This is a genomic window from Ethanoligenens sp. (assembly GCF_047718355.1).
GTDB lineage: Bacteria > Bacillota > Clostridia > Oscillospirales > Ethanoligenentaceae > Ethanoligenens.
Genome location: NZ_JBDNLG010000039.1, coordinates 1 through 24,549, shown reverse-complemented (window position 1 = coordinate 24,549; position 24,549 = coordinate 1). Strand labels below are relative to the sequence as shown.

30 protein-coding genes are annotated in these 24,549 nt (G+C 54.1%); all 30 read left to right on the top strand.

The features are described from left to right. Positions 1-3 precede the first annotated feature (3 nt). The 30 genes from ABF463_RS07665 (at position 4) to ABF463_RS07520 (ending at position 24,502) form a co-directional block, all read left to right on the top strand. On the top strand, positions 4-153 hold the full coding sequence (locus ABF463_RS07665) for a FliG C-terminal domain-containing protein (protein ID WP_415532998.1): 150 nt from the start codon (positions 4-6) through the stop codon (positions 151-153). A 40-nt stretch (positions 154-193) separates the two neighbouring features. Continuing rightward, on the top strand, positions 194-811 hold the full coding sequence (locus tag ABF463_RS07660; RefSeq protein WP_415532997.1) for a hypothetical protein: 618 nt from the start codon (positions 194-196) through the stop codon (positions 809-811). A 1-nt stretch (position 812) separates the two neighbouring features. Next, complete coding sequence (fliI, locus tag ABF463_RS07655) at positions 813-2,120, top strand: flagellar protein export ATPase FliI (RefSeq protein ID WP_415532996.1); 1,308 nt, start codon at positions 813-815, stop codon at positions 2,118-2,120. Between the two features lie 12 nt (positions 2,121-2,132). Next, positions 2,133-2,570, top strand: a complete 438-nt coding sequence (locus tag ABF463_RS07650; RefSeq protein ID WP_415532995.1) for a flagellar export protein FliJ — start codon at positions 2,133-2,135, stop codon at positions 2,568-2,570. 39 nt (positions 2,571-2,609) lie between these two features. Then, positions 2,610-4,601 (top strand): flagellar hook-length control protein FliK, encoded by a 1,992-nt coding sequence (locus tag ABF463_RS07645; RefSeq protein WP_415532994.1) that lies wholly within the window; start codon positions 2,610-2,612, stop codon positions 4,599-4,601. Between the two features lie 16 nt (positions 4,602-4,617). Beyond that, complete coding sequence (locus tag ABF463_RS07640) at positions 4,618-5,115, top strand: flagellar hook assembly protein FlgD (RefSeq protein ID WP_415532993.1); 498 nt, start codon at positions 4,618-4,620, stop codon at positions 5,113-5,115. A gap of 21 nt (positions 5,116-5,136) precedes the next feature. Continuing rightward, positions 5,137-5,520, top strand: a complete 384-nt coding sequence (locus ABF463_RS07635; protein WP_415532991.1) for a TIGR02530 family flagellar biosynthesis protein — start codon at positions 5,137-5,139, stop codon at positions 5,518-5,520. 130 nt (positions 5,521-5,650) lie between these two features. Then, a complete protein-coding gene (locus tag ABF463_RS07630; RefSeq protein WP_415532990.1) occupies positions 5,651-6,664 on the top strand; it encodes a flagellar hook-basal body protein in 1,014 nt (337 codons plus the stop codon). 28 nt (positions 6,665-6,692) lie between these two features. Further along, positions 6,693-6,947: a flagellar FlbD family protein gene (locus ABF463_RS07625; RefSeq protein ID WP_415532989.1), complete on the top strand. Its 255-nt coding sequence runs from the start codon at positions 6,693-6,695 to the stop codon at positions 6,945-6,947. A 58-nt stretch (positions 6,948-7,005) separates the two neighbouring features. Then, positions 7,006-7,764, top strand: a complete 759-nt coding sequence (locus ABF463_RS07620; protein WP_415532988.1) for a motility protein A — start codon at positions 7,006-7,008, stop codon at positions 7,762-7,764. A 55-nt stretch (positions 7,765-7,819) separates the two neighbouring features. Then, positions 7,820-8,827, top strand: a complete 1,008-nt coding sequence (gene fliM, locus ABF463_RS07615) for a flagellar motor switch protein FliM (protein WP_415532987.1) — start codon at positions 7,820-7,822, stop codon at positions 8,825-8,827. After that, positions 8,814-9,914 (top strand): flagellar motor switch phosphatase FliY, encoded by a 1,101-nt coding sequence (gene fliY / locus ABF463_RS07610; protein ID WP_415532985.1) that lies wholly within the window; start codon positions 8,814-8,816, stop codon positions 9,912-9,914. Before fliM ends, fliY begins: the two co-directional genes overlap by 14 nt. A 21-nt stretch (positions 9,915-9,935) precedes the next feature. Beyond that, a complete protein-coding gene (locus tag ABF463_RS07605) occupies positions 9,936-10,301 on the top strand; it encodes a response regulator (protein ID WP_415532984.1) in 366 nt (121 codons plus the stop codon). A 37-nt stretch (positions 10,302-10,338) separates the two neighbouring features. Continuing rightward, entirely contained in the window at positions 10,339-10,743 is a 405-nt protein-coding gene (locus ABF463_RS07600; RefSeq protein ID WP_415532983.1) for a FliO/MopB family protein, read from the top strand. Then, positions 10,727-11,524 (top strand): flagellar type III secretion system pore protein FliP, encoded by a 798-nt coding sequence (fliP, locus tag ABF463_RS07595; RefSeq protein ID WP_415532982.1) that lies wholly within the window; start codon positions 10,727-10,729, stop codon positions 11,522-11,524. The genes ABF463_RS07600 and fliP overlap by 17 nt, the downstream gene beginning before the upstream one ends. Before the next feature lie 37 nt (positions 11,525-11,561). After that, positions 11,562-11,828, top strand: coding sequence for a flagellar biosynthesis protein FliQ (gene fliQ / locus ABF463_RS07590; protein ID WP_415532981.1), 267 nt, complete (start codon positions 11,562-11,564; stop codon positions 11,826-11,828). Positions 11,829-11,863: 35 nt separating this feature from the next. Continuing rightward, a complete protein-coding gene (gene fliR, locus ABF463_RS07585; protein WP_415532979.1) occupies positions 11,864-12,631 on the top strand; it encodes a flagellar biosynthetic protein FliR in 768 nt (255 codons plus the stop codon). A 79-nt stretch (positions 12,632-12,710) separates the two neighbouring features. Beyond that, the gene (gene flhB, locus ABF463_RS07580; RefSeq protein WP_415532978.1) at positions 12,711-13,778 is read left to right on the top strand and encodes a flagellar biosynthesis protein FlhB; all 1,068 of its coding nucleotides are present in this window, start codon (positions 12,711-12,713) and stop codon (positions 13,776-13,778) included. Between the two features lie 24 nt (positions 13,779-13,802). After that, on the top strand, positions 13,803-15,848 hold the full coding sequence (gene flhA / locus ABF463_RS07575; RefSeq protein ID WP_415532977.1) for a flagellar biosynthesis protein FlhA: 2,046 nt from the start codon (positions 13,803-13,805) through the stop codon (positions 15,846-15,848). A 52-nt stretch (positions 15,849-15,900) separates the two neighbouring features. Next, positions 15,901-16,650 carry a sigma-70 family RNA polymerase sigma factor gene (locus tag ABF463_RS07570; protein ID WP_415532976.1) on the top strand — a complete coding sequence of 250 codons (750 nt, stop codon included), beginning with the start codon at positions 15,901-15,903 and terminating at the stop codon, positions 16,648-16,650. Positions 16,651-16,676: 26 nt separating this feature from the next. Further along, positions 16,677-17,396, top strand: coding sequence for a flagellar hook-basal body protein (locus ABF463_RS07565; RefSeq protein ID WP_415532975.1), 720 nt, complete (start codon positions 16,677-16,679; stop codon positions 17,394-17,396). Between the two features lie 29 nt (positions 17,397-17,425). Then, entirely contained in the window at positions 17,426-18,130 is a 705-nt protein-coding gene (locus ABF463_RS07560; protein ID WP_415532974.1) for a flagellar hook-basal body protein, read from the top strand. A gap of 206 nt (positions 18,131-18,336) precedes the next feature. Next, positions 18,337-18,645: a flagellar biosynthesis anti-sigma factor FlgM gene (flgM, locus tag ABF463_RS07555; RefSeq protein ID WP_415532973.1), complete on the top strand. Its 309-nt coding sequence runs from the start codon at positions 18,337-18,339 to the stop codon at positions 18,643-18,645. A 12-nt stretch (positions 18,646-18,657) separates the two neighbouring features. Continuing rightward, on the top strand, positions 18,658-19,131 hold the full coding sequence (locus ABF463_RS07550) for a flagellar protein FlgN (RefSeq protein WP_415532972.1): 474 nt from the start codon (positions 18,658-18,660) through the stop codon (positions 19,129-19,131). A 49-nt stretch (positions 19,132-19,180) separates the two neighbouring features. Next, positions 19,181-20,803, top strand: a complete 1,623-nt coding sequence (gene flgK / locus ABF463_RS07545; protein ID WP_415532971.1) for a flagellar hook-associated protein FlgK — start codon at positions 19,181-19,183, stop codon at positions 20,801-20,803. Between the two features lie 15 nt (positions 20,804-20,818). Next, positions 20,819-22,132 (top strand): flagellin, encoded by a 1,314-nt coding sequence (locus ABF463_RS07540; protein WP_415532969.1) that lies wholly within the window; start codon positions 20,819-20,821, stop codon positions 22,130-22,132. Positions 22,133-22,151: 19 nt separating this feature from the next. Continuing rightward, positions 22,152-22,709 (top strand): DUF6470 family protein, encoded by a 558-nt coding sequence (locus ABF463_RS07535; RefSeq protein ID WP_415532968.1) that lies wholly within the window; start codon positions 22,152-22,154, stop codon positions 22,707-22,709. 80 nt (positions 22,710-22,789) lie between these two features. After that, positions 22,790-23,230 (top strand): flagellar assembly protein FliW, encoded by a 441-nt coding sequence (fliW, locus tag ABF463_RS07530; protein WP_415532967.1) that lies wholly within the window; start codon positions 22,790-22,792, stop codon positions 23,228-23,230. 1 nt (position 23,231) lies between these two features. Further along, positions 23,232-23,489, top strand: coding sequence for a carbon storage regulator (locus ABF463_RS07525; RefSeq protein ID WP_415532966.1), 258 nt, complete (start codon positions 23,232-23,234; stop codon positions 23,487-23,489). 122 nt (positions 23,490-23,611) lie between these two features. Then, positions 23,612-24,502, top strand: a complete 891-nt coding sequence (locus tag ABF463_RS07520) for a flagellin (protein WP_415532965.1) — start codon at positions 23,612-23,614, stop codon at positions 24,500-24,502. Positions 24,503-24,549 lie beyond the last annotated feature (47 nt).

Here is a 24,549-nt window from a genome sequence, read left to right as displayed (position 1 = left end):
CTGTTGGAGGTTCTGCCCAAATGCTTGCATGAAACTGTTCAACAGGAAATGGAGTTCCTTGGCCCTGTCCCGATGGAAGATACAGAGCAGGCGCAAAAGCGGATATTGAAAATTGCTCATCGCCTTCAAAAAGCGGAGGAAATGGGCGGGTAACCATATTGTGCATCATCCATAGAAAGGAGCGGCGGAAAAGTTGACCCAACATGTAAAGAAAACAGAACAGGTTCCGGTCGTGCAGACGACTTTTTTGCCGCTTGGCGATGTGGGCGGCCGGCAGGATATCAGCGAGGCCCGTTCACGCGGGATGCAAGAAGGACTTGCGTGCGGCTTTCAAGCGGGCAGCGAGCAGGTCTTGCGTGCGGCTCGCATTCAAATCGAAGAGGAACAGGCAGTAACAGAATCGGAGCGCATACGGCTGCAAACGCAAACACGGCAGGCGCTCGCGGCAAAACAGACGGCGTTGCCGGCTCTGGCCGTGAAAGAGGCCCGTCAGGCGCTGCATCTGGCGTTGCACCGTGATGATGAAGCCTATCTGCATCTGTTTGCGCAGGCGGCTGCACATGTAGGCCCTGTGGAACACGCTGTGCTTCGCGCGAACGCTTACGGCTGCGATATTGCCTCCCGGCATTTGGAATGGATGAAAAAGCAGATTGACGGACTGCAAAGTATAGAGATTCGCCAGACCGACGGCGACGATGGCCTGTGTGTTCTGGAAACAGAAGCGGGCAGTTTGGACGCAAGTGTTGAAACGCAGTTCCAAAAGGCCCTGCAGGTGGCGGGTTGGTTAGATCAGATCGTTGCGGGAGATTGATATGCTGCTCAAACAGGCAATTGAAAAAATGCGCGCGGCGGATCTGACTGTCAGCCGCGGCAGAGTGGAACGTGTAACCGGTCTCTCGGTGGAATCGGTTGGACCGGCGGTGCGCATCGGGGAAGTGTGCCATATTTATCCCCAAATGGGTGGAGAAGCGGTGACCGCCGAAGTCGTCGGTTTCCGTGACACGAAAATGCTGCTTATGCCCTATGACAGCCTGAACGGCGTTGGCCCTGGAAGCTTGGTGGAATCCACGGGCCACCCATTTTCCGTGCCGGTGGGCATGGACATGGTGGGGAGGGTGATTGATGGGATTGGGATGCCAATCGATGGAAAAGGCCCCATCACGGTGGAGGCGCACTACCTGATTGATGCCGAACCGGAAAACCCACTGCGCAGGCCCCGTATCAAAGAAACAATGCCCTTGGGGGTAAAGGCAATAGACGGGCTGCTTACCTGCGGGAAGGGCCAGCGTATCGGCATCTTTGCGGGGAGCGGCGTGGGCAAATCCACACTGATGGGTATGATCGCGCGAAATGCACAGGCGGATGTCAATGTCATCGCGCTGGTGGGTGAGCGCGGCAGAGAACTGCGTGACTTCATGGAAAAAGATCTGCAAGCCGAGGGGATGGCACGCACGGTGCTGGTGGTGGCCACATCCGACCGTCCAGCCATGGCGCGGGTCAAATGCGCCATGGTTGCTACGGCGGTAGCGGAATTTTTCCGTGACCGGGGTAAAAATGTCATGCTGATGATGGACAGTCTGACCCGTTTTGCCATGGCACAGCGCGAGATTGGTCTGGCGACCGGCGAGCCTCCGGTCGCGCGCGGTTATACGCCGTCTATTTTTGCCGTCATGCCCAAACTGCTGGAGCGTTCCGGCAATTTTGAAAAGGGGTCCATTACCGGTATTTACACGGTGCTGGTCGAAGGCGATGATATGAACGAACCGGTGGCCGATACGGTGCGCGGCATTCTGGATGGACATATTGTGTTGACCCGCGCACTGGCCATGCAGAACCATTATCCCGCTATCGATGTGCTGGCCAGTATCAGTCGACTGATGCCCGATATTGCCGCGGACGCCCATTTGGAACTGGCGGGGAACATGCGCCGCTTGATGGCGACCTATGAGAATTACGCTGATCTTATCAGCATCGGCGCGTACAAAGCAGGCAGCAGCGAGGAAGTGGACACAGCCATTCGGTTCCATAAGACGATCGAAATGTTCTTACGGCAGCGCGTAGGCGAGCCGTTTACCTTTGAACAGACCGTCGAAGCAATGCGGCAGGCATTGGCGGGATAAGGAGGCGGGAAGATGCGGAAATTCAAATTTCGTCTTGCGCCGGTGCGGAATTTACGCCAGTATGCGGAGCGCGAACAAAAGGATGTGCTTGCGCGTGAGCAGCACACCCTGCGCCTTTTGGAAGAAGAAGAAGAGGGTCTGCGGGTCGCCTATCGGGAATGGTCGGCGCGTTACCTACAGATTTGCCGTTCCGGCACCCGCCCGATGGAAATGGTGCGCATCCAGTCGTTTTTGTTGGAGCTGCGCACGCATGCGGAGGATGTCGCGGGTCGGATATACACGCAGACGGCGGCAGTGGAACAGGCAAGGCAGCTGCTTCTGGAAAAAATGCAGGCGCGCAAGACCATTGACGCACTTTACGGAAAACAGTTTCATGCATATCGTCATGAGCAAAAGATAGAAATGGAAAAAGAAATTGAGGAACAAGTCGCGGCGCGATGGGTCCGTTAAAGCACCGCAGGTATTCCATTGAAAGGAGGTGATATTTAGATGCAGATAACCAGTGTCGCACAAGCAACGAACTGCGCAAATAGCAATGATAGCGCGAGTCTTTCCGGTGCGCAAAGCGGCGGAGCGGATTTTGGTGCACTGCTTTTTTCACAGTCTGTCAATACAGCGGCACCCGGGTGCGTGCAAAGCAAAGCCACAGGCATGGAGACCAAAGCGGGCGGAGATTGCGACCATCCATCTTCCCAAAAGCAGGAAACTGCCGCACAACTGATTTTACAAATGATGGGATGCTCTGCTTTCATGCCGATCCAAACGATGCCGGCAAATGGCACGGATGCCATGCAGAGTACCGCCGTTACCGGTGAGCAGTCCGCATCGCATGTGCCGGTGACCGTTTCAAGCGCTTTTTCTGGCGGAACAGTGCCTTTTGCAGAACAGACCGGCTGCGCTTTCACGGGCGCTGTAGGGTTTTCCGCCGCATTGCAGGGTACATTGGAGCAAAATAATCAAACACTGGGGATGCCTTTTACCACACAGACACCGGCTGCCACAACGGCGGCGCAGGCAGTTCCCGCGCAGGTTGGCACATCCGCGATTCCGGTAGCGGCACAGGGCGTGGCCCCGCCGCTTCAAACCACATTGACCGCCGCGCAAACACCGGCTGCCACTACGCCGGCGCAGGCAGTTCCCACGCGGATTGGCACATCCGCGATTCCGGCGGCAACACAGGGCGTGACCCCGCCGCTTCAAACCACATCAACCGCCGCGCAAACACCGGCTGCCACTACGGCGGCGCAGGCAGTTTCCGCGCAGGTTGGCACATCCGCGATTCCGGTAGCGGCACAGGGCGTGACCCCGCCGCTTCAAACTACATCGACCGCCGCGCAAACACCGGCTGCTACTATGGCGGCGCAGGCGGGTGGGACGATGTTTTCTCAATTGGGCGAGCAGACCATCTCTGCACAAGGCGGGCAGCCGTCCTTGGAAAGCAGGTATAGAGATGCAGGTGCATTCGAGACGACGGGAAGTACGCTGAATCAAGCGGTGGGGCAGCATGGCTCTGTGGCGGCGACTTTTTCAGCCTCCGTGCAGAAAACCGATTCTTTAATGGACACGACGCTGACGGGAACGCAAACAGCTTCGGCCAGTACGAATGCTGCTCCGGCGACCGGCAGCGTTCAGGATACGCAAGTAAAAAACATTCTGTCGTCGGCAGTTGCGCAGGCGCAGAGCGGGCCGATATCCGCAGTGATTTCCGGGCAGAAAACGTCTGCTCCTTTTCAGAATATGATTTTACAAAACAATGGGGCAATTGATTCCTTAGCGGTCTCTATGCAAGGTGCGCCGGACGCACAATCCGGAAAAACGCTTTCGACATCGGATACACAGGCAACCATGCTTCATCCGGTTGCCATATCATCTGTTCCGGCCGCACAAGGCATGGCGGCGAGTTCATCAAATATTGGCGGGCAGACGTCTTCGTCCGACGGGCAAAACCGGAAGGAGGAGCGCCAGACAAGCACTGTGCCCCAAACATATGCCCAGTCGGTCTCGGTGCAGACGGTGACGCAGTCATCCACCCCGGTGCAGGCACAGCCCGCCGTCGAACAGAGCCATGTGACCACGCAGGTTGCCGACGCGGTCAAGAATGCGTTTGCGAATCAGCGCAGCGAACTGCGTGTCCATCTCAGTCCGGAAGATCTCGGCGGTATTACCATTAAGATGGTGTCGCAGGGGGGCGCCCTTACGGTTTCCATCGTGGCGGACAACCACCATACCTGTCAGATGCTCGCCACGGGGCTTGACCACTTGAAGAGCGCCATACAAAGCAGTGGCGTGCCGGTGCAGAAAACGGAAGTTTCTTATACACAGGCCGACAACACGGGGCAGACCCCAAATCAGCAAAATCAAGCAGGACAAAACCCGCAACAGCACAGAAGGCAGACACCGCAGACGTTCCGGCAAAGTCAACCAAACACAAGCGAACAGCAGGAAGCCGGGTTCGCGTCGTTCGTAAACCTGTTCGCATAAGAAAGGAGCGCGTATAATGAGTATAAGCAGCATCGCGTCGTTGGGCTCTTTGCCCACTGCCCCGAAAGCACTGTCCACGGATGATACCAGCAGCACGTTCGGTATGTCGGATTTCTTCACACTGATGACGAAGCAATTGCAATATCAAGACCCGCTGGAACCGACCGACAACAGCCAGTTTATGGCGCAAATGGCGCAGTTCAGCATGGTGGAACAGACGCAAAAGCTGGCGCAGGTCAGTAACATCACGGCGGGGACTTCCATGGTGGGCAAAGATGTCCTTTATACCACTACGGATCCGAATAGCGGGACGAGCACTACATCCGAAGGCGTGGTACAGGCGGTGGATTTCAGTGATTCCTCGACACCGCAGTGCTATGTCAATAATACATGGATTCCCCTCACTGGTATCACGCGCGTGACAGCTACGGATATGGTTACAACCAATTCCGGCACGGGGACAGATTCCTTGTCGGCCACCCCATCTTCCTCGGATTCTTCTACACCGTCATAAACAGATAAGGGGGGAAATCTGTTGTCAGAAATCCAGTTGAACAATGTCCTGCTGCCACCCGCCATTCTCCAGACGCAGACGGTGCAAGCCCCGCAATCGTCCACGGTTTTTACATTTTCGCAGACGCTGGAGGCAGCGCGGGAAAAGGAAAACGGTATCCATTTTTCCAAGCACGCACTGGAGCGGCTGGCCGACCGCAAGGTCACACTGGCAAGCAGCGACATGCAAAAGCTCAACAGCGCGGTGGATAAAGCGGCGGGCCATGGCCTGCGCGATTCACTCGTGCTGCTGGGTGGATTGGCGTTCATCGTGGATGTCCCGGGGAAAACTGTGGTGACAGCCATGCAGGTGGGCGAAAAAACGGGTGGTGTTTTTACCAATATCGACGGTGCCGTCATCGCATGATCTGGTCCTTTGGAGGGTCTGCGGGCTTGAATGTCTGATAGTCCGCCTATGCGGCAGCCGCCTTATATTGAAGTACAGGCAGAATAGACACGTTGATTTGTGATGTGATAAAAGAAAAGGAGATTTTTTCATGAGAGCTCTTAATTCAGCGGTTACAGGTTTGCGGGCACAGCAGACAGCTATGGATGTCATTGGCAATAACATTGCGAACGTTAATACGGCGGGCTTCAAGTCCAGCCGCACCGATTTCAGCGATTTGTTTTACCAGACACTGCAGGGCGGCACGAATACGACCAATGCCTCGGAAGTCGGGTATGGCACAAAGGTCAGCGGCATCAGCAAAGACATGAGTACCACGGGATACACCGCCACCGGCATTTCCAGCAACCTGTTCATCAGCGGGAACGGTTATTTCATTGTCAGCAATGACGACGGCAGCCACACCGCCGGTACCAGCAAAAGCGATCTTGCAGCCAATACGGCGACGGTAAATGATCTTTACACGCGCGTCGGCAATTTCAAAACAACTGCGGACGGTTATCTGGTGGATGCCAGCGGGAATTATGTAATGGGGGTGGACGCCTCCACACTGCAAACCGCAGCCATCAAGCTGCACGCAATTAACTTTGTGGGCTCCACGTTTCATCCAAGCGATGCCACAGGTACCACAGGCGATGTCACGATCCTTGATCCCAATTCTACGACGGCAACAGATGCGACCCATGTCAAGTGGGGCAGCAGCGCTATTCAGGATATGACGTTCAATCAGGACGGTACAATCTCTGCCACCATCAACGGGGTAAAAGGCACATTCGAATACGGCACGTCTGTTGGTGCTACCGGCGCGGCTGCCACAGATAACATGACCATTGGGCTTGCGTCTTTTGCCAATCAAGATGGGTTGACACAGGCGGGCAACACCTCGTTTGCTTCATCTGCCAGTTCTGGTTCGGCGTCGTATATGCAGCCGATGAACAACAATCAGACCTATCTGGTTTCGGGTGGACTGGAGCAGTCCAATGTCGATTTGGCGCAGGAGTTTACCAACATGATCGTGACGCAGCGCGGGTTTCAGGCCAATTCGCGCGTCATTACCGTTGCCGACTCTCTTCTGGAAGAAATCGTAAACTTGAAGCGTTCGTAAACGTGTCTGCGGGGGGAAGGGTAGAGCAATGATCAAAGTCACCAAGCTCAATGGCGAACGCTTTTACGTCAATCCGTTTGAGGTGGAGTTTATAGAGGAAACACCCGATACCGTGATCTCATTGAAAAGTGGAAAAAAAATTCTGGTTACAGAGAGTGCGGACACGGTGGTAGACGAGATGGTGGCGTTTTATCGCCGGGCAGTGGTGATTGCACGATCTTTTGAAACGAAGAACGGGTATAACAGCCGTCCGCGCGTGGATGAGGATGACCCCTATATATGACTGCCTGATACATAGCTGCCCGCCATTGTGACCGCCGCCGGGGAGGAATGCCGTTTCCATGTCGTTTGTGATTAGTCTTTTCTGTTGTGTTCTGCTTTTTGGGGTTTTTGCACTGGGCGGCGGCAATCCGGCGTTGCTTTTCGATTGGCGCTCGGTGCTGCTTGTGGTCGGGGGCGTGGCGGCACTGAGTGTTATGAGTTTTCCGGCGGGGGCGCTTGGTGCGCGTCTGCGTGATGCGGCCCGTACCATGCGTCGGACGAATGGGGAGAAGCTGGAAGAGGAACTGATTTCCCTTGCCATGCTGGCGAGAGAAAAAGGCATGTTGGCGTTGGAGGATGCGGAATCACGGATCGCTAACGCACTGGTGCGGGAGGGCGTACTGCTGATTTCCGGTGCGGCCAGTCAGGAAACGGTGTGTGCCGTCTTGCAAAAGCAGGCGGACGGTCAAAAGATAGGTGAGCAGGCCGCACAGGAATTGTTTGAACGCATGGCGTATTTGGCCATGGGTATCGGGGCGGCGGGAACGCTATTGAAAATTGTTTTGATGCTTCACCGCTATACAGGACCCCAGACACTTGCTCCCGGTATCGCCGGCGCGCTGCTGCCGGTTGCCTATGGTGCGCTGCTTGCTTACGTGGTATTTCTGCCGCTGGCGGCGCGCGTCCGCACCGGATCGATCAGGCAACAGAGTCTGCGGCAGGCCGCAATGGAAGGAATCCTTGCCGTGCAGGCGGGCGAGTCTATGTTTGTTGTGCAGGAGCGGCTGAAAACCATTCTGCATCCGACAGTGGACAAACATGCACGTGCGAACCGGTGAACGGACGGGTATCCAACCCGCGGCAATCTGATTCCAAAGGAAAGGGAGGTTGCGTATGAGCGACGTTTTGTCACAAAACCAAATCGATGAGCTGCTCCATTCACTGAGCAGCGGAGATATCAGCGTTAATGAGCTGGAAAATATCAGCGCAGAAAAAAGAGTGCGGCCTTATGATTTCAAAATTCCCAAGAAGTTCAATAAGGAGCAGCTCAAAACACTCAGCATCATCTACGAAAATTATGGGCGTCTGCTTTCCTCCTACCTTTCCGGTACGCTCCGCAGCTATTGCAAAGTGGAAGTGCTTACGATTGAAGAACAGCGGTATTTTGAGTATTCCAACGCTCTGCCGGAGAACATCCTCATGGGGATGATGGAGATGAACCCGCTGGAGGGGTCCTCGATGATCACTTTCAGCCAGTCGGTTGCCTTTGCCATTATCGACCGGCTGCTTGGCGGGCCGGGTGAAAACTATGAGGCCGATCGGGATTATACGGACATTGAATTGCAGCTGCTCAGACAAGTGGTGCAGACGATGTGCAATCTGGTGGGGGACGCGTGGTCCAATGTGTATGAGGTTAAGCCTGCGTTTACACGTCTGGAGAGCAATTCCCGCCAGAGTCAGCCGGTGTCTCCGAATGAAACGGTTGTTATCATCATGCTCAATGTTGAGATACGGGATGTGGTAGGCAATATCAGTTTCTGTATCCCGTATGTGATTTTGGAGCCGGTGATTGAGCAACTGAACACCCGTTATTGGTTTACCGAGAGCCGCGGCAAGGATGCGAATGAAGCGTCCAACAAAGAGAACTTGCTGCGCAAAGTGCGCCAGATTCCCGTTGAAATGCGCGCCGTTCTCGGGAGCGGACACATCACCTTGCGGGAAGCACTGGACCTGCAGGTGGGGGATGTCATCGGCCTGGACCAGCATATGCATCAAAAAGCGGCTGTTTTTGCGGGCAAAGACAAATGGTTTGAAGGAACACTTGGTACATGGCACAACAACCGGGCCGTTCGGGTGGATGGAATCCTACTGGAAAGTGGAGTGAAAGATGAGTCAAAATGAGGAGTTGGTCCTGACGCAGGACGAGAAAGATATCATCGGGGAAATCAGCAATATCAGCATGGGCTCGGCGGCAACGGCCCTGTCCAATATCATCAGTCAAAAAGTAGTGATCACATCGCCGCGTGTGGAAAAGGGTTCCCAACAAGCCATTGAGGACATTGAAAAGATTCCATCCATCGGCGTCATCATCTCCTATACCGAGGGCGTGGTCGGTGAAAATTTCCTGATCATCCGTTCCTCAGATGCGGCCAAGATTGTCAACGTCCTTATGGGCGAGGAGATGGACAGTGAAGAGTTTGGCGAGATCCAGATCAGCGCCATCGCTGAAGTGATGAACCAGATGATGGGTGGCGCGGCGACTGCGCTTTCCGGGTTTATAGGCCGTACGGTTAACATATCGCCCCCGTCCGCGTTCGTCCTTACAGAGGAGAACAAAGGCGAAAAACTGGCGTTTATCTATGAACAAGCCGATTCATCCGTGTTTGTAAAATTCCAGTTCCATGTCGAAAACATGTTCGAAAGTGAAATCTTTATGGTGATGACACGCGCGTTTTCTCAGGAGCTGGTGCAGGCCATGCTGGAGAAAATGGGTGTGACCAACCTTTCGGAACTTTCTGGGAATACGGAGCCCGTTGCACCTCCAGCTCCCGCACAGCAGGTTTCTCAACCCGCGGCACAGGAACCACAGGCGGTGCCGGTTGCTTCCGTGCCGCAGCCGGCTGCCAGTTCTGCCGCACAAGGACCGTCGGCTGTCAGGCGGGAGGCGGCAGCCGCTACGGCTGTGCGTCCGGCGGTGCTGCCGCAATTTTCCCCGCATCCGGTGCTGACTAACGAGGAACAAGATAATTTTGAATTGATTCAAGAGGTACCCCTTGAGCTCTCGGTGGAAGTGGGACGGGCGCACAAGCTGGTGCGCGAGGTTCTGGCTCTTTCAGTGGGCTCGATCATTGAACTGGACAAGCAGGCGGGCGACCCGGTGGATGTCATTGTCAACGGTCAACTCATCGCACACGGTGAGGTCGTGGTGATTGACGAGAGCTTTGGGGTGCGCATCACAGAGATCCTTGGTAAACAATCCAACACATAAAGATAAACAGGGGGAATTATTGTGGGAAAAAGAATTATGGTTGTGGATGATGCTGCTTTTATGCGCATGATGCTCAAAAACATCCTAACCAAAGGCGGGTATGAAATTGCGGACGAAGCGGGCGATGGACAGCAGGCGGTGGAAAAGTATTCCGCAGCCTCTCCGGATCTGGTCATCATGGATATCACCATGCCCAATCTGGACGGGATTGGCGCACTGAAAGCCATCAAAAAAATCGATCCGGGCGCAAAAATCATTATGTGTTCTGCTATGGGGCAGGAGGCCATGGTTGTGGAAGCCATCAAGGAAGGCGCTATGGATTTCATTGTCAAACCGTTTCAGGCGGACAGGCTGCTTGCCGCTATCTCCCGTGTGATGCCGGATTGATCGGCCGCGCGGACGCATGTAAGGGGGGGACTGGTTCTTGGGAGCGATTATCAAGCTGCTGCTGACTGTGGTCATCGTCATTATATTTTTCTTTTTGGCCTATGTTGTCACTCGTGTTGTCGCTGGGGGGAACTTTCTGGGGGTCAGGGGCAAGAACATCCGTATCCTTGAGAAATTGCCGCTTTCCCGTGACAGCTCCATTCTGCTTTTGCGGGCGGTGGATAAAGTCCTTGTTGTGGGTGTCACTCCATCCGGTATGACCACGCTGCGAGAGCTCGCTCCCGATGCGGTGGAACTGGAAGAGCCGCCCGCGACTCCGCAGGATTTTGCAACGGTTTTTAAAATTGCCTTGCGGGATTCCGTTCCGCGCGGGCGCGTGCGTGAGCGGGTGAGTAAGTGGCTGCACGTTGAAAAGGATGAGGAACATGACAAACATCTTTAAGCGAATACGGCATGTGTTTCAAAAACACAAGGCTTTACGGTTCGCGTGCGCCGCGGCGATGTTCTGTGTCATATTTTCAAGCGGACTGGCCGTCTCGGCCGCCAGCAGCGACCCTGGAATATCCCTCACACTCAACGGGTTGACCACCCCCGCGGGCACCGCGAACACTCTCCAGATTTTACTGCTGCTCACACTGATTTCGCTGGCGCCTTCAATCCTGATTATGATGACTTCGTTCACGCGCATCATCATCCTGCTTTCATTCCTGCGCAATGCGTTGGGTACGCAGCAGACACCGCCCAATCAGGTGCTGGTGGGGATTGCGCTGTTTTTGTCCTTGTTTATTATGCAGCCGGTCATTACCCAAATCAACAACACAGCGTATCAGCCGCTTGTAAACGGTAAGATTACCACCGAGCAGGCGGAAGTAAACGCGATGAAACCGCTGCGGCAGTTCATGTTCCGTCAGACGGAGAACGCCAGCATGAAGACATTCCTCACGATGGCGGGTACGCCGACTGTAAAGTCCTTGGACAATATCCCCAACAGTGTGCTTATTCCGGCATTTGTCATCAGCGAACTCAAACGAGCGTTTATGATGGGGTTTTTGATTTATCTGCCATTTCTCGTTATCGATATCATCGTGGCCTCCACACTCATGTCCATGGGCATGATGATGCTGCCGCCAACCATGATTTCTCTGCCGCTTAAACTGGCGCTTTTTGTGCTGGTGGACGGTTGGGGACTGACCGTGCAGTCTTTGGTGCACAGTTTCCGATGACCATAGGCATTCAAGCGGGCTGGAAAGGGGCGGAGAAATGAACGAGTCTCAAATCGCTGATATCGCACACCGTACACTGATTATGGCGGCCACTTTAGGCATCCCGCTTTTGGTAGTCTGTCTGGTGGTCGGGTTGGTTGTTTCTATTTTCGAGACGGCGACCCAAATTCATGAGCAATCGCTGAACTTTCTGCCCAAGCTGGTAGCAGTGCTTTTGGTGCTGCTGATTGCGGGTGGTTGGATGGTGGGACAGATGACGTCGTTCACCCACGAAGTGTTCAACGCGATTGCGGGCATCACGTAAATGCACGCAGTAAACCGGCAGGAGGAATGTCATCCATGACGATCACCACGGGATTGAACATAGATTTGTTTTTGCTGGTGTTCCTGCGGGTGACCGGGATGATGCTGTTCAATCCCATATTTGGCCGCACCAGTGTGCCGAATATCCTGAAAGTGGCGTTCAGCCTGCTGGTCGCCTTTATCATGGTTCCTACCCTGCATGGCGTGCAGGTTCAGATGGATGGGCCGGTCAATTTTATTGTGGCTGGGCTTCTGGAATTCTCCATCGGGTTCGGTATTGGCGTGTTGGTCAATATGATCTTTTCAGTGGTGGCCCTCGCCGGGGAATATATCGACATGCAGCTGGGACTTTCCATGGCGCAGATCTATGACCCCAGTTCCGGCATCAGTATGCCGGTGATCGGCAGTTTTTACAATTTGATTCTCTTATTGGTGTTCCTTGCTGGGAACGCACATCTTTCCTTATTCGCCATGTTGGCCGATTCGTTCCATGTGGTGCCGCCCGGTGCCGCCGCCATCACGCCCGGTGCCGCACAGTTTGTGGTGAGGATGGGCGGCGATATGTTGGAAATGGGCCTGCGGATGGCTATACCGGTTATTGCGGTGGAACTCATTTGTGTGGTGGCAATCGGGTTGATCATGCGGGCGGTACCCTCCATCAATATTTTTGCGTTCGGCATCCAAATTCAGAGCATTGTGGGCATCGTGGTGCTGCTGGTGGCTGTGCCGGTCACGGTGAGTATGTGCAGCGGTCTGGTGGCGTTGTTGCTGGAAAAAGTCGCCGAGTTTATCCGTTTGCTGTAGCCCCTAAGCATGTGCAATATCGTTTCACGGTGCTTTATCGGAACTTGAAAGCGGGCTTTGCCTGCAAGGGGGGAACGGCGTGCCCGAATCTGCGGGAGACAAAACCGAAAAAGCTACCCCGAAACGGCGGCAGGACGAACGTAAAAAGGGGCATGTCGTACAGAGTGCCGATATCACGGCGGCGGTTTCCATGGGAGGTACCTTTGCGGTCTTGCGTGTTCTGGGGCCCTCGATGGCTAAAAATCTGTCGAATGGAATGCGCAATTTGCTGGGGAATCTGTCGTCTACGGTCAGCGGATATGAAGACATGCGCGCCCGTCTGATGGTTGGCCTTTCCGTCATCATACAAGTGGCCGTGCCGGTGATGCTGGTCGCTTTTGTTGCTGCGGTGGCTGTTACGCTGGCGCAGACACGGCTGCTGGTGGTGCCCGACCAACTCAAACCGGATTTTTCAAAGCTGAACCCACTGGAAGGCATCAAGAAACTTTTTTCCGTGCGCTCACTTGTCGAATTAGGCAAGTCCATCCTAAAAATTGTACTGGTGGGCGCGGTGGTGTTCTTTGAGATCAAGCCGAAGATGCATACCATCCTGCTGCTCTACAACATGAGTCTTGCGCAGTCGTTCACGTGGGTCGCGGGTGTTTTGGCCGATATCGGCATCAAGGTCTCTGCGGTGATGCTGGCACTCGGTGCAATCGACTATTTTTACCAGTGGTTTCAATACGAAAAAGATATCCGTATGTCAAAGGAAGAGGTCAAGGAAGAGTTCAAGCAGATGGAGGGCAACCCCGAGATTAAGGGTAAAATCAAAAGCCTGCAAAGGCAGATGGCACGCAGACACATGATGCAGGATGTGCCAAAAGCCGATGTGGTGCTTCGTAACCCCACACATTATGCCGTGGCGCTCAGATATGAGCACGGCAAGCAACGCGCACCGGTTTGTGTGGCAAAGGGGCGAAATGCCGTGGCACTGCGCATCGTGGAGATTGCGGAGGAAAACCATGTACATATCACGGAGAACCCGCCGCTCACCCGTGCGTTGTTCAAGGCTGTGGAGGTGGGCGCGGAAATCCCGGCGGAATTTTATAAGGCGGTCGCGGAAGTGCTCGCATATATCTATAAGCTGCGGCGCGCTGGTCGCAGATAAGGTGACAGGAAAGGAGGGGCGGCCATGAAATGGATTAAAAACAGTGCGGTGTCCATCGCACTAATTGGTGTGGTCTTTCTGATCATCATCCCGTTACCGGCGGCTGCGCTTGACTTTTTGTTCATGCTCAATCTGGCAATCGGGCTGGTTATCCTGCTGACGGCACTGTTTATCAAGGACACGCTCCAATTTTCTGTTTTCCCGTCCCTGCTGCTGATGACCACGCTGTTCCGTCTGGCATTGGAGATATCCGCCACCCGCTTGATTCTTTCCAATGGCGGGGACGCGGGCGAGGTCATCAGCGCGTTTGGCAGTTTTGTCATCAAGGGCAATCTGGTCGTGGGAGTGGTCGTGTTCCTCATTATCGTGGTGGTGCAGTTCATTGTCATCACGAAAGGCTCCGAGCGTGTGGCCGAGGTGGCCGCTCGTTTTACACTGGACGCCATGCCGGGAAAGCAGATGGCCATCGATGCGGATCTCAACGCGGGTATCATTACCGAGCAGCAAGCACGTACACGCCGCAGCAATATCCAACGTGAGGCGGATTTCTACGGTTCCATGGACGGTGCCTCCAAATTTGTCAAGGGAGATGCCACTGTTGCCATCTTGATCGTCATTATCAACATTGTAGGCGGGGTGATTGCCGGTCTGGTGGGCGGCAAAGATATCCAGGACGTGCTTAAGACATATACCCAGGCGACAATCGGTGAGGGACTGCTCGCGCAGCTGCCTGCGCTGCTCATCTCGGTGGCGACCGGTATGATCGTCACCCGTGCCGCTTCCAACACCAACATAAGCGAAGACCTGACCGCACAGTTATTTTCCCGCCCACTGGTGCTGCGCATCACGGGCGGCGTTCTGCTGTGCATGATGTTCCTGCCGGGCTTTCCCGCACCGGTACTGTTTTTGGAGGGTGCACTGTTCATCGTAATGAGTTTCGTGGTGGACCGTAGGCAAAAAAGGGAGCAGGCCACACCTGCCGCCGCAATGGCTGCGCCGGCAGAAGACTCCGAGTTGAAAAAACTGCAAAACCCCGAAAATGTATACCAGTATCTTGAGGTGGAAACCGTTGAGATGGAATTCGGATACAGCCTGATTCCGCTGGTGGACGAATCGCAGGGCGGTACATTTGTAGATAAAGTGGTGATGTTCCGCAAACAGTTTGCACTGGATACCGGCATGGTGATTCCCAGTGTGCGGATGCGTGATAATATCCAATTGGGCAACAACACCTATGTGGTCAAAATACGCGGCGAGGAAGTCGCACGGGGCGAATTGCTGGTGGGCAGTCTGCTTGTGATGAATCCATCCGCAGACACGTTCGATATCGACGGGGTGGATACCATTGAACCGGCGTTTGGCCTGAAAGCCCGATGGATATCACCGGCCAGACGCAGCGAGGCGGAGATGAAAGGCTACACGGTGATCGAACCGTCGGCGGTCATGATGACCCATCTCTCCGAGGTCATCCGCCGTCACGCATGGGAGCTGCTTGGCCGCAAAGAAGTCAATGCGCTGCTGGATACCGTCAAGAAAAACAACGCGTCTTTGGTGGATGAATTGATTCCGAATAAGCTCACAGTAGGGGAATTGCAAAAAGTGATTCAAAACCTGCTGCGGGAATATGTCCCCATCCGGGACATGGTGGGCATTCTCGAAACACTGGCCGACCATGCACCCAAGATTAAAGATCCGGACCTGCTTTCCGAATTTGTACGGCAGGGTCTGCGGCGCGCTATTTCACATAAGCTGGCGCCGCAGGGGGAATTGCAGGTAATTACTGTCGACCCGCAGTTGGAACAGATGATCAACCAAAGCGTACGCCAGACCGAAAGCGGTCCCTATCTTGCGCTTGACCCCGACAAGGCACAGGCGGTGATTGATAATTTAACTGCCATAGTCGGTAAATGCGGCGAGGCCGGCATCGAACCGATTGTGCTGGTGGCGCCTCAGACACGGTTGTATCTAAAACGATTGACCGAACAGGCATTGCCGGATCTGACTGTTATCAGTTATAATGAATTGGAAAACAATATCAAAATACAGGCGCTTGGCGCCGTAGCTGCCTGATTTGTCGGGTGAATATGCGGGTTTGAATAAACGGCCCTGAGGTGGTGAAGACATGACCGGCACGACATATGAAGAGGAGACCGATGTACTGTGGAAGGCCTATCGGCAGACCGGCAGTGTGGAGGCACGCAATGCACTGGTGCTGCACTACGGCTGGCTGGTGCGTGTGCTTGTGCGGCGCGTGATGTCTGTGAGCGGCAGCTATGCGGAAAGCGACGACCTGAACAGCTGCGGCACCATCGGACTGATCAAGGCTGTTGAAAAATTCGATCAAACCAAAGGCGTCACATTTGAAACGTTTGCCACCTACCGCATCCGGGGCGAGATTCTTGACTTCGTGCGGCGCAGCGATTGGGTGCCGCGTGGCGTACGCAAACGGGTAATGGAACTGGAAAACGCTGAAAACGAATTGGTTTCCCTGCTGGGTCGCCGCCCATCGGACGAGGAATTGTGCGAGCGGATGGGCGTCCAGAACCGTGTGCTTGAAAAAACCCGCGCCAGTGCGGAGCATTTCCATGTGCTTTCGTTTGAGGAAATGCTGCACGATGCGGAAGGCGCTGTGGCTGGTGGGGATTCGCCGGAAGGTGTGCTGCAAGAAAGCGAGTTGCAGGAGATGCTCACTAAGGCAGTGGAAAATTTGCCGGAACGTGACCGGCTTGTCGTCACACTGTATTATTATGAGGAGTTGACCTTGAGGGAGATCAGTGAGGTGCTTGGTGTGACTGAGTCGCGGGTCTCGCAGATTCACTCACGCGCCGTGAACCGAATGAAAATAAGTTTGCAGGCCTATATCCGCACGTAAGTACATATGTGTCTTGAGGTGAAACCATGATTCGAGGGATTTTTTCGGCCGCTTCCGGGATGATTGCGCAGTATGAACGCATCAATGTGATGGGCAACAATCTGGATAACGCCGATTCACAGGGATTTAAAAGCGATGCGGTTTCCTTGCGCAGCTTTGATGAGGAATTGACAGAGCGCACCAGTGACAATGCCCAGATCGGCACGCTTGATGCCGGCGTAAAGGTGGGCGGTGTGGAGACCGACCTCTCCCAAGGGGAATTGGAACAGACCGGTACCGCAACCAATGTGGCGATAGAAGGCAATGGATTTTTTTCTGTTGCCGCGCCGGGGGAGCCGGTGCGCTATACGCGGGCGGGTAATTTTGTACCGGACGCATCGGGTTATCTATCCCTGCCATCCGGGCAGCGCCTGCTGGACAGCACCGGTGTTCCGGTTGCCGCTGCGGGCTTCCGCCTTCAGTCCAACGGCGCTTATACCAACGCTGCGGGGCAGGCGGGTACCATCCCGCTGTATACAGGTACGGCGACGAAACGCACGGACGGGTTCTTTGACCTGGCCGGCGCACAGGCGGCTGCCGGTTCCAACTTGTTACAGGGATATGTGGAAAAATCTAATGTCAGTGCAGTGAACGGTATGACCGGACTGATTGAAGCCAGCCGTTCATTCCAATCCTGTCAGCAGGCGTATAATACAGCTACCGACACACTGGATAAATTGGTGACACAAGTGGGCGCCCTGCGGTAAGCGCAGCGCCCGAAAAGGGAGGATACGCGATGATACAGGCTTTTTTTGGCGGTGCTGCGAGTCTTCGTGCCCGACAGACATCCATGGACACCATTGCCAACGATATTGCCAATGTGAATACGGCAGGCTATGTGCAGAAGGAAGCGTCTTTCAGTGATCTGCTGCATGATTCGATGGTGCGCCCGGACAATACGGCATATGCGGAAGAATTGCAGGGCAGCGGGGCCGCAGTGGACGCTATTGCGAAAGATATGTCGCCGAGCGCTTTGATTCAAACCGGTTCACAGCTGGATTTCGCGGCTAAAGGAAATGGATTTTTTGCCGTGCGTGATGCACAGGGAACTATTTCTTACACGCGGGCAGGAACCTTTACGGAAAAAATTGTGGGGGACGGCACGGTTCTGGCGGACGAGCAGGGGCGCACCGTGTTGGATGCACAGGGCAATGCCATCGCGGTGCGGGACGGCTCACCGCAGACAGAACCGGGTGTGTTCACGTTCACCTATCCCCAAAACCTAACTGCGCAGGGAGATACCCTGTTCACGCCAAACGCGTCCTCCGGCGCGGCACAGCTCTCCGGCGAGGGGGTTGCGCAGGGTGTGTATGAAGCGTCTAATGTGGATCTGGCGAATCAAATGAGCCGCATGATCGTGACACAACGCGGGTTTCAAATGAACGCGCGGGTGGTGTCTACCGCCGATCAGATAGAAGCGTATACCAACGATCTGCACTGATCGTCCGCCGCTATAGAATAAAGGAATACCAAACAGACGGCTCCTTTCGAACAGCGTTATCATCGGACAAATGTGTTTTTTCAAAAAGGAATGAAGCCGGGGCTTGATTTTTTTAGATATGTGCCGATATATGAATAGAGCGATGCCGTGTGTGGTGTGCGGAATGCGTTTCATACGGCGTGATGGCTGTGAAAGTGGTGAGACAAATGAAGATAGATGGATTTCAGCCGCATAACATTTATGCGTCGTTTTCTAAAGAAGGAAAAGAAGAAAAATCCGCGCAGACGTCAGCGGAACAGACGGGCAGTACGGATCGTGTGGAGATCTCTGCGGAAGCGGCAGACCTCGGCGAGGCGGCGCGCCTTTCCCAAAAGATTACAGACGCGTCCAATGAGACCGATCGGACGGAACGCCTTGCGGAGATTAAAAAACAGGTGCAGGGCGGGACATATCGGGTTTCTGCGGATAAAGTCGCGGGCAGTATGCTTGGCAGGCGGATTGACCGGCAGGTATAAGGGGTGGAGCGGATGCGCACATGGGTTGAAGAACTGGAAACAGCGCTCAAAAAAGAAGAACAGATTGTGCGTGCCCTGCTTGAACAGGCACTGTTGAAAACACCGGCGCTTCAGGTTGGAAATATCGCCGAATTAAGTGCGATTGTCAACCGGGAACAACCTCTGGTGCTGCAGCTGCAAAGCACGCGGGAGGGGCAGCAGCGTATCTTGTCCCAAAATGGCGTGGAGGGGGAAACATTGCGTGCGGTGATTGCACAGGCCCCCGAGAAGGAAGAGGCGCTTTCCCATCTCAGAGAGACCTTGCGGGCAGCCGTATTGGAATTGCAGCGTGTCAATACCAAAAACCACGCAATTGCCGCCTCCCGTTTTGCGCAGTACGATCAGTTGGTTAAATCCTTGCAGAAACCGCAGACTTTATACACCAATCACGGCGCGGCGTCCGGCAGGAAATCGACCGGACAAGCGTTTATAGATCAAAAAATATGACGGTGTCGGCTGTCTTAGAATAGAATTTACTGGCTGGAAGGAGTACTCTATGGCATCTTTAAACACAGGGCTGAATACCGCACTCTCCGGGCTTTCCGCGTCGCAGACAGCGCTGGCTGTGACGGCACATAATATTTCCAACGCCGCGACAACCGGTTATACCCGGCAGCAGGTGAATTTGCAGTCGCTTAATGTGAACACGGGAGAATACCAGTGGAAACCGGTCACGGCATATGTGGGAACTGGCGTAGACAGCAGTAAGGTGACGCAGGCACGCGATTCGTTTCTGGATGTGGGGTATCGTGCTGTTAATTCCCAGTACAGCGATTATCAGCAGCGGACGGACGACCTGTCACAAGTGGAAGATATTTTCAATGAAGTCTCAGCCAGCGGCGATGATAATCTGGCAGGTTTGAGCGGACAGCTCAATGCATTGGTGAATGACATTGGATCCTCTCAGTCGCCGACGGCTGCCTCCAGTATGGCGGGGAATATCCAGAACGATGTCAGTAATCTGACCACAAAGATCCGCACGGATTACAACAGTTTGCTCAATGTGCAGTCACGGGAGCAAAATAACCTGAGCATTGTGGTCAACGGGGGAACAAACAGCACAAATGGCGGCGTCAATGATATTTTGAGCAGCATTTCCACGCTGAACAAACAGATTGTCAGCATGGAAGTGGGCGGGCAGCCGGCAAACGACCTGCGTGACAAGCGCAACACACTGTTGGATACCCTGTCTGGAGAGCTGGATATCTCTGCGGTGGAGCAGTCGGATGGGAGTGTGACGGTACAGCTCGACAGTGATGTGGGCACTGCAGCCAACGCGATGTTGGTCGACAGCAACAATGTTGTCCATAAGATTACCGTAGATACAAACGGGCCTGCGGATTCGACCGGCTTGGCGACCACGGTTGTCACATGGGACGGCTCCGATATCAACAACCAGAACAGTACCTATGCCGCATCTGTCACGACAGGCGGGACAACGACATGGACAGGCAAGACACTTACCGTCGGCGGCGGTTCGGTCAACGGATATCTTGCCATTTTGAACGGTAACGGTTCCGGCACAGGCGATTATGGCGATGTGGGTGTGAACTATTTAAAGAACCGCCTCAATGATTTCGCCAGGTCCTTTGCAGATATTATGAACACGGCTGCTTCCGATACCAGCGTAAACGCCGGTGCCGGCGGTGCGACGCTGATTGATACACCTTGGACCGGCGATTCGAGCAAGGACCCCGCTGCGACCATAGATCTGAGCAGTGCTTGGAAAGCAAACAACACTCTTTTTTACGATAACTATAACTCGAGTGCCGCCGGGTCCAGCATTGGCGGCTATGCGCAGGCGTTTACCAATGCGTTGAGCGGCGATCAGGTGTCGGTTTATAACAGCGGCACCTTGTATGCATCCGGTTCACTGACAAAATATGCGGCGACTTTTTCCAATGATGTCGCCTCGGTCGTCAGCCATAATACCACGCAGGCCGGCACTTTTGAGACCCAGAAGGATGACCTTGATAAGCAACGCCAAGCTGTTTCCAGTGTATCAATCGACGAGGAAACGGTCAATCTGATGAAGTATCAGCAGATGTATGGTGCCAGCGCGCGGGTTATCACGACAATCAACGACATGATGAATACGTTGCTGACGATGGCACAATAAAGACGGAGGAAAACGATGCGTATCACAAATTCCATGGTGATGAACCAATATGCTAAACAGCTGAATCATAATGTGGAGCAGGTGTCTGATGACACGCAGAAACTGTCTTCCGGGCAAAAGTATTCCCGCGCGTCCCAGGACCCGGTGGAAGCCGCACAGATGGTGGAGATCAATGGGCAGCTGAAAACGGTCAATCGGTACCAGAGCAACATCCAAAGTGCACAAAGCTGGATGACGGAAACGGAAACAGTGGTGAATACGGACTATTATGGTATTCTGACAAAAGCCAATGTGACATTGAACACTGCATCCAGCTCCGGTACCAGCAGCACCACGAGTAACGCCGCACTTGCCCAAAATTTGCAGGGCTATCAGACAGATATGCTCAGCGCGTTGAACTCGATATCGGGTGGGCAGTATGTTTTGGGAGGCAGCAGCACCGGTAATCCACCATTCAAGGTGGGGACGGAAAGTGATTATACCGCATATGCCAACTATGTGACCGCCTATGGGACGGCCTATAACACGGCGTATCAGGCAGCTTATACTGCCGACCCGACGATTACCGATACTGCCGCACAGGCAAAGGCCGCAACGGCAGCCGCCGCGGATGCAGATGTCAAAACCGCACAGTCGTCGTTAACAGTGGCGCCTGTCTTTACCGTTTCCACCAGTGAGGCCAGCGGAACGCATACAGCAACCGTGACGGCATTTCTTTCCGAGGATGATATCAACGGCAAGTTGCTATATCAGGCGCCTGCCACAGGCGCGTATATTCCGATGTCCAAGATAAATAACAGTGCGCAGACGGCGGCGACCACTGTGAACGACCTGGCTTATTATAGTACGGAAAACAGCGCAATGACACGCACCAGCCCTATCGATCTCGGTTATGGTACGCAGATGAGCGGCGGTAAAGTGGTGGCGGGGACGGCATTTGAAGCGTCCACCAATCCACTTGACTTTTTATTGCAAAACGTCACAACAAGCGGCAGCCAAAATGTGTACGATGCTTTTGGAGAGACAGCAAATGCCCTGAGTCAAAATGATACCAGTTCGGTGAGCGCAACGTTCAGTTTGAATACGGATGCGATGACCAAAACAACGCTGGTACACACGGCTCTGGGCGCGAAACAGAACATGCTGACGTTCCTCTCCAATAAATATAGTGCGGATACCATCAATATCACACAGCAGCTGTCCAATGTGGAAGATGTGGACACCACCACGGCATATACGCAGTATTCCCTGCACTTGATGGCATATCAGGCATCGCTGTCCATCAGCAGCTCTATCTTGCAGAACAATCTGACACAATATTTGAAATAAATGTGGAGGGCCATGACAGATGGATGTGTTGCGGTTAGATGTTCAGCAGTCAATGGCTCGTCTGGATTTGCAGGCCCAAAATGCGCAGCTTTCCACCAGCATGCGCTCTGCCTCGGTGGAGGTCACCAAGGAGCCCGGCAGAATGACGATTGAGGCGAGCCACCCACAGCTTTCCATCGACGCTACCACAGCGAAATCGGAGGAAGGACACGCCACAACTGCCGAGTTGGTGAGCCAATTTGCCGATCAAGGGCAGCAGGCGGCCCAGACTGCCGCCCGGCAATATAATGAAATGGGACGAGTCTATCGCGCGCAGCTGCGCAATAAAAACGCAATCGTCAGACATGCGCTGGATCAGGCGGTTCCGGCGATGCCGATGTACACCATCGCGTTCGTGCCGTCCGCGCCACCGCAGGTATCGTTCACGGACAACACCTTGTCCTATGCGTATCAGCCGCCCGTGCTTCATGTGAATTGGAACACGTATCAAAATGCAGCCATCTCTACGGACCGCCCGGCACAACTTTCTATCTGGATGGCACAGCAGCCGGAGCTGCATTTTTCTGTGCAGGCGTAACTGTCTGCGCGGGGGGGGATGCCTCTCCTTATAACGGTGTGGATGAAACGGAAAGCGGGCTCTGCCTGCGGGAGTAGCAAATGCAGATCAATACCAAAGAATCCGGACCGATTGAAGTAGCCGAAGAGGATTTATTCCAATTTCCTCAAGGGTTATACGGATTTGAAGGACACACACATTTTGCAGTGCTAAAGGACTTGCAAAATCCGGAAAACCCTTTTATGTGGCTGCAAAGCGTATCGGAAAGAAGCGTCTGTTTTGCCGTGCTGGATGCCGCCGCGCTTTTTCGGGATTATCAGCCGCCGGTACCAGCGGCAATCGGCACACTGCTCTCCATAAATGCGGCGGAGCCGCCCCGCTATCTGGTCATTGCGAATCTACCGCAGGCTGACAGGCAGCTGTTCCTGAACTTGAAATGCCCAGTGGTGGTCAATCCGGCTGCCCGGCTGGGGGTGCAGATAATCCTGGAAGATGAACGCTATCCCATGCGGTATTATTTGCCGGCAAGGGAGGGCGATTGATATGTTGGTGCTCACCCGCAAAAAAGGGGAATCTTTCCTCATTGGCAAGGATATCGAAATCACGGTGTTGGAGCAGCAAGGAGATAAAGTAAAAATCGGCATCGCCGCGCCCCGTGCGCTGCCGGTTCTGCGCAAAGAACTGCTGGAGGCGGCGACCGACTTCAACCGTGAGGCTGCCGGTGTTGAGACCGACCTGCAAAGTCTTGCCGAGGCACTGGGCGGATTGCCCGGTTTTCCCTCTCAAGATAAAAAAATCTAAAAATTTTCTAAAAATACTCTAAAGTGTTCGTGCATAAGGCCGATATATAGGGTGTAATACAAAAACAATGCCGCAAGGCAAGGGAAAAGGATTTCCCTTTCACCATCAAGGAGGAACTACTTATGGTCATCAACCACAATATCGCAGCGCTGAACACGTTCAGCAATCTGCAGAAAAACACCGCAGCCACGCAGGATTCCCTGCAGAAACTGTCCACCGGCTCCAAAATCAATAAAGCCGCGGACGATGCTTCGGGTCTTGCCATCTCGCAGAAGATGCAGGCACAGATCAACGGTTTGGATCAGGCGCAGGAGAACGTGTCGAACGGCACCTCGCTCGTGCAGACTGCCGAAGGCGCGCTGGGCAATGTGCAGGATATTCTGCAAAAGATGCGCACCCTCGCCAACCAGGCACAGAACCAGACGCAGAACACTACGGATACGAGCAACCTGCAGGATCAGGCCAATGCGCTGGCACAGGAAATCAACCGCATTTCCGCACAGACCACCTACAACACCAAAAATGTTTTGTCCTCCACAGCTGCTGGCGACGGTCTGTTCACGACATCCGGCATCCAGATCCAGATTGGTGCGGATTCGGGTCAGGTAATTGATTTGACCTTGAGTGGTTCTGTTTCCGGTTTGGGCGGCGTGGACATTGCAAGCCTTGGCGTTGCGGGTCTTTCCACCGCGTCTGCGAGCGACTACACAACCGTGACCGCACTGGATTTGACAGCTTCTTCGTCGATCAACACCATTCAGAGCGCGATCGACGATGTGTCGAAACTGCGTTCTAAATTGGGTGCTTATCAGAACCGTATGTCTTATGCGAGTGACACATTGGGAATTGAGAGCCAGAACTTGACTGCGGCGGAATCCACCATTACGGATACCGATGTGGCACAGGAAATGATGAACTACACCAAGAACAATATTCTGGTGCAGTCTGCACAGGCCATGTTGGCGCAAGCCAACCAGTTGCCGCAGGGGATGCTTTCTCTTCTCAAATCATAAGAACAATTTTGTTTTTAAAAGGGCGGCTTAAGCCCCGCCCTTTTTTC

Bases quoted from the DNA above. Each gene is read 5' to 3' on its own strand.
- ABF463_RS07550 (WP_415532972.1), top strand. From the start codon at position 18,658: ATGCGCACATGGGTTGAAGAACTGGAAACAGCGCTCAAAAAAGAAGAA.
- ABF463_RS07570 (WP_415532976.1), top strand. From the start codon at position 15,901: ATGACCGGCACGACATATGAAGAGGAGACCGATGTACTGTGGAAGGCC.
- ABF463_RS07560 (WP_415532974.1), top strand. From the start codon at position 17,426: ATGATACAGGCTTTTTTTGGCGGTGCTGCGAGTCTTCGTGCCCGACAG.
- ABF463_RS07620 (WP_415532988.1), top strand. From the start codon at position 7,006: ATGTCGTTTGTGATTAGTCTTTTCTGTTGTGTTCTGCTTTTTGGGGTT.
- flgM (WP_415532973.1), top strand. From the start codon at position 18,337: ATGAAGATAGATGGATTTCAGCCGCATAACATTTATGCGTCGTTTTCT.
- ABF463_RS07630 (WP_415532990.1), top strand. From the start codon at position 5,651: ATGAGAGCTCTTAATTCAGCGGTTACAGGTTTGCGGGCACAGCAGACA.
- ABF463_RS07540 (WP_415532969.1), top strand. From the start codon at position 20,819: ATGCGTATCACAAATTCCATGGTGATGAACCAATATGCTAAACAGCTG.
- fliP (WP_415532982.1), top strand. From the start codon at position 10,727: ATGACAAACATCTTTAAGCGAATACGGCATGTGTTTCAAAAACACAAG.
- flhA (WP_415532977.1), top strand. From the start codon at position 13,803: ATGAAATGGATTAAAAACAGTGCGGTGTCCATCGCACTAATTGGTGTG.
- ABF463_RS07525 (WP_415532966.1), top strand. From the start codon at position 23,232: ATGTTGGTGCTCACCCGCAAAAAAGGGGAATCTTTCCTCATTGGCAAG.
- ABF463_RS07640 (WP_415532993.1), top strand. From the start codon at position 4,618: ATGAGTATAAGCAGCATCGCGTCGTTGGGCTCTTTGCCCACTGCCCCG.
- ABF463_RS07625 (WP_415532989.1), top strand. From the start codon at position 6,693: ATGATCAAAGTCACCAAGCTCAATGGCGAACGCTTTTACGTCAATCCG.
- ABF463_RS07650 (WP_415532995.1), top strand. From the start codon at position 2,133: ATGCGGAAATTCAAATTTCGTCTTGCGCCGGTGCGGAATTTACGCCAG.
- fliW (WP_415532967.1), top strand. From the start codon at position 22,790: ATGCAGATCAATACCAAAGAATCCGGACCGATTGAAGTAGCCGAAGAG.
- fliQ (WP_415532981.1), top strand. From the start codon at position 11,562: ATGAACGAGTCTCAAATCGCTGATATCGCACACCGTACACTGATTATG.
- fliR (WP_415532979.1), top strand. From the start codon at position 11,864: ATGACGATCACCACGGGATTGAACATAGATTTGTTTTTGCTGGTGTTC.
- ABF463_RS07645 (WP_415532994.1), top strand. From the start codon at position 2,610: ATGCAGATAACCAGTGTCGCACAAGCAACGAACTGCGCAAATAGCAAT.
- fliM (WP_415532987.1), top strand. From the start codon at position 7,820: ATGAGCGACGTTTTGTCACAAAACCAAATCGATGAGCTGCTCCATTCA.
- ABF463_RS07535 (WP_415532968.1), top strand. From the start codon at position 22,152: ATGGATGTGTTGCGGTTAGATGTTCAGCAGTCAATGGCTCGTCTGGAT.
- fliI (WP_415532996.1), top strand. From the start codon at position 813: ATGCTGCTCAAACAGGCAATTGAAAAAATGCGCGCGGCGGATCTGACT.
- fliY (WP_415532985.1), top strand. From the start codon at position 8,814: ATGAGTCAAAATGAGGAGTTGGTCCTGACGCAGGACGAGAAAGATATC.
- flgK (WP_415532971.1), top strand. From the start codon at position 19,181: ATGGCATCTTTAAACACAGGGCTGAATACCGCACTCTCCGGGCTTTCC.
- ABF463_RS07565 (WP_415532975.1), top strand. From the start codon at position 16,677: ATGATTCGAGGGATTTTTTCGGCCGCTTCCGGGATGATTGCGCAGTAT.
- ABF463_RS07520 (WP_415532965.1), top strand. From the start codon at position 23,612: ATGGTCATCAACCACAATATCGCAGCGCTGAACACGTTCAGCAATCTG.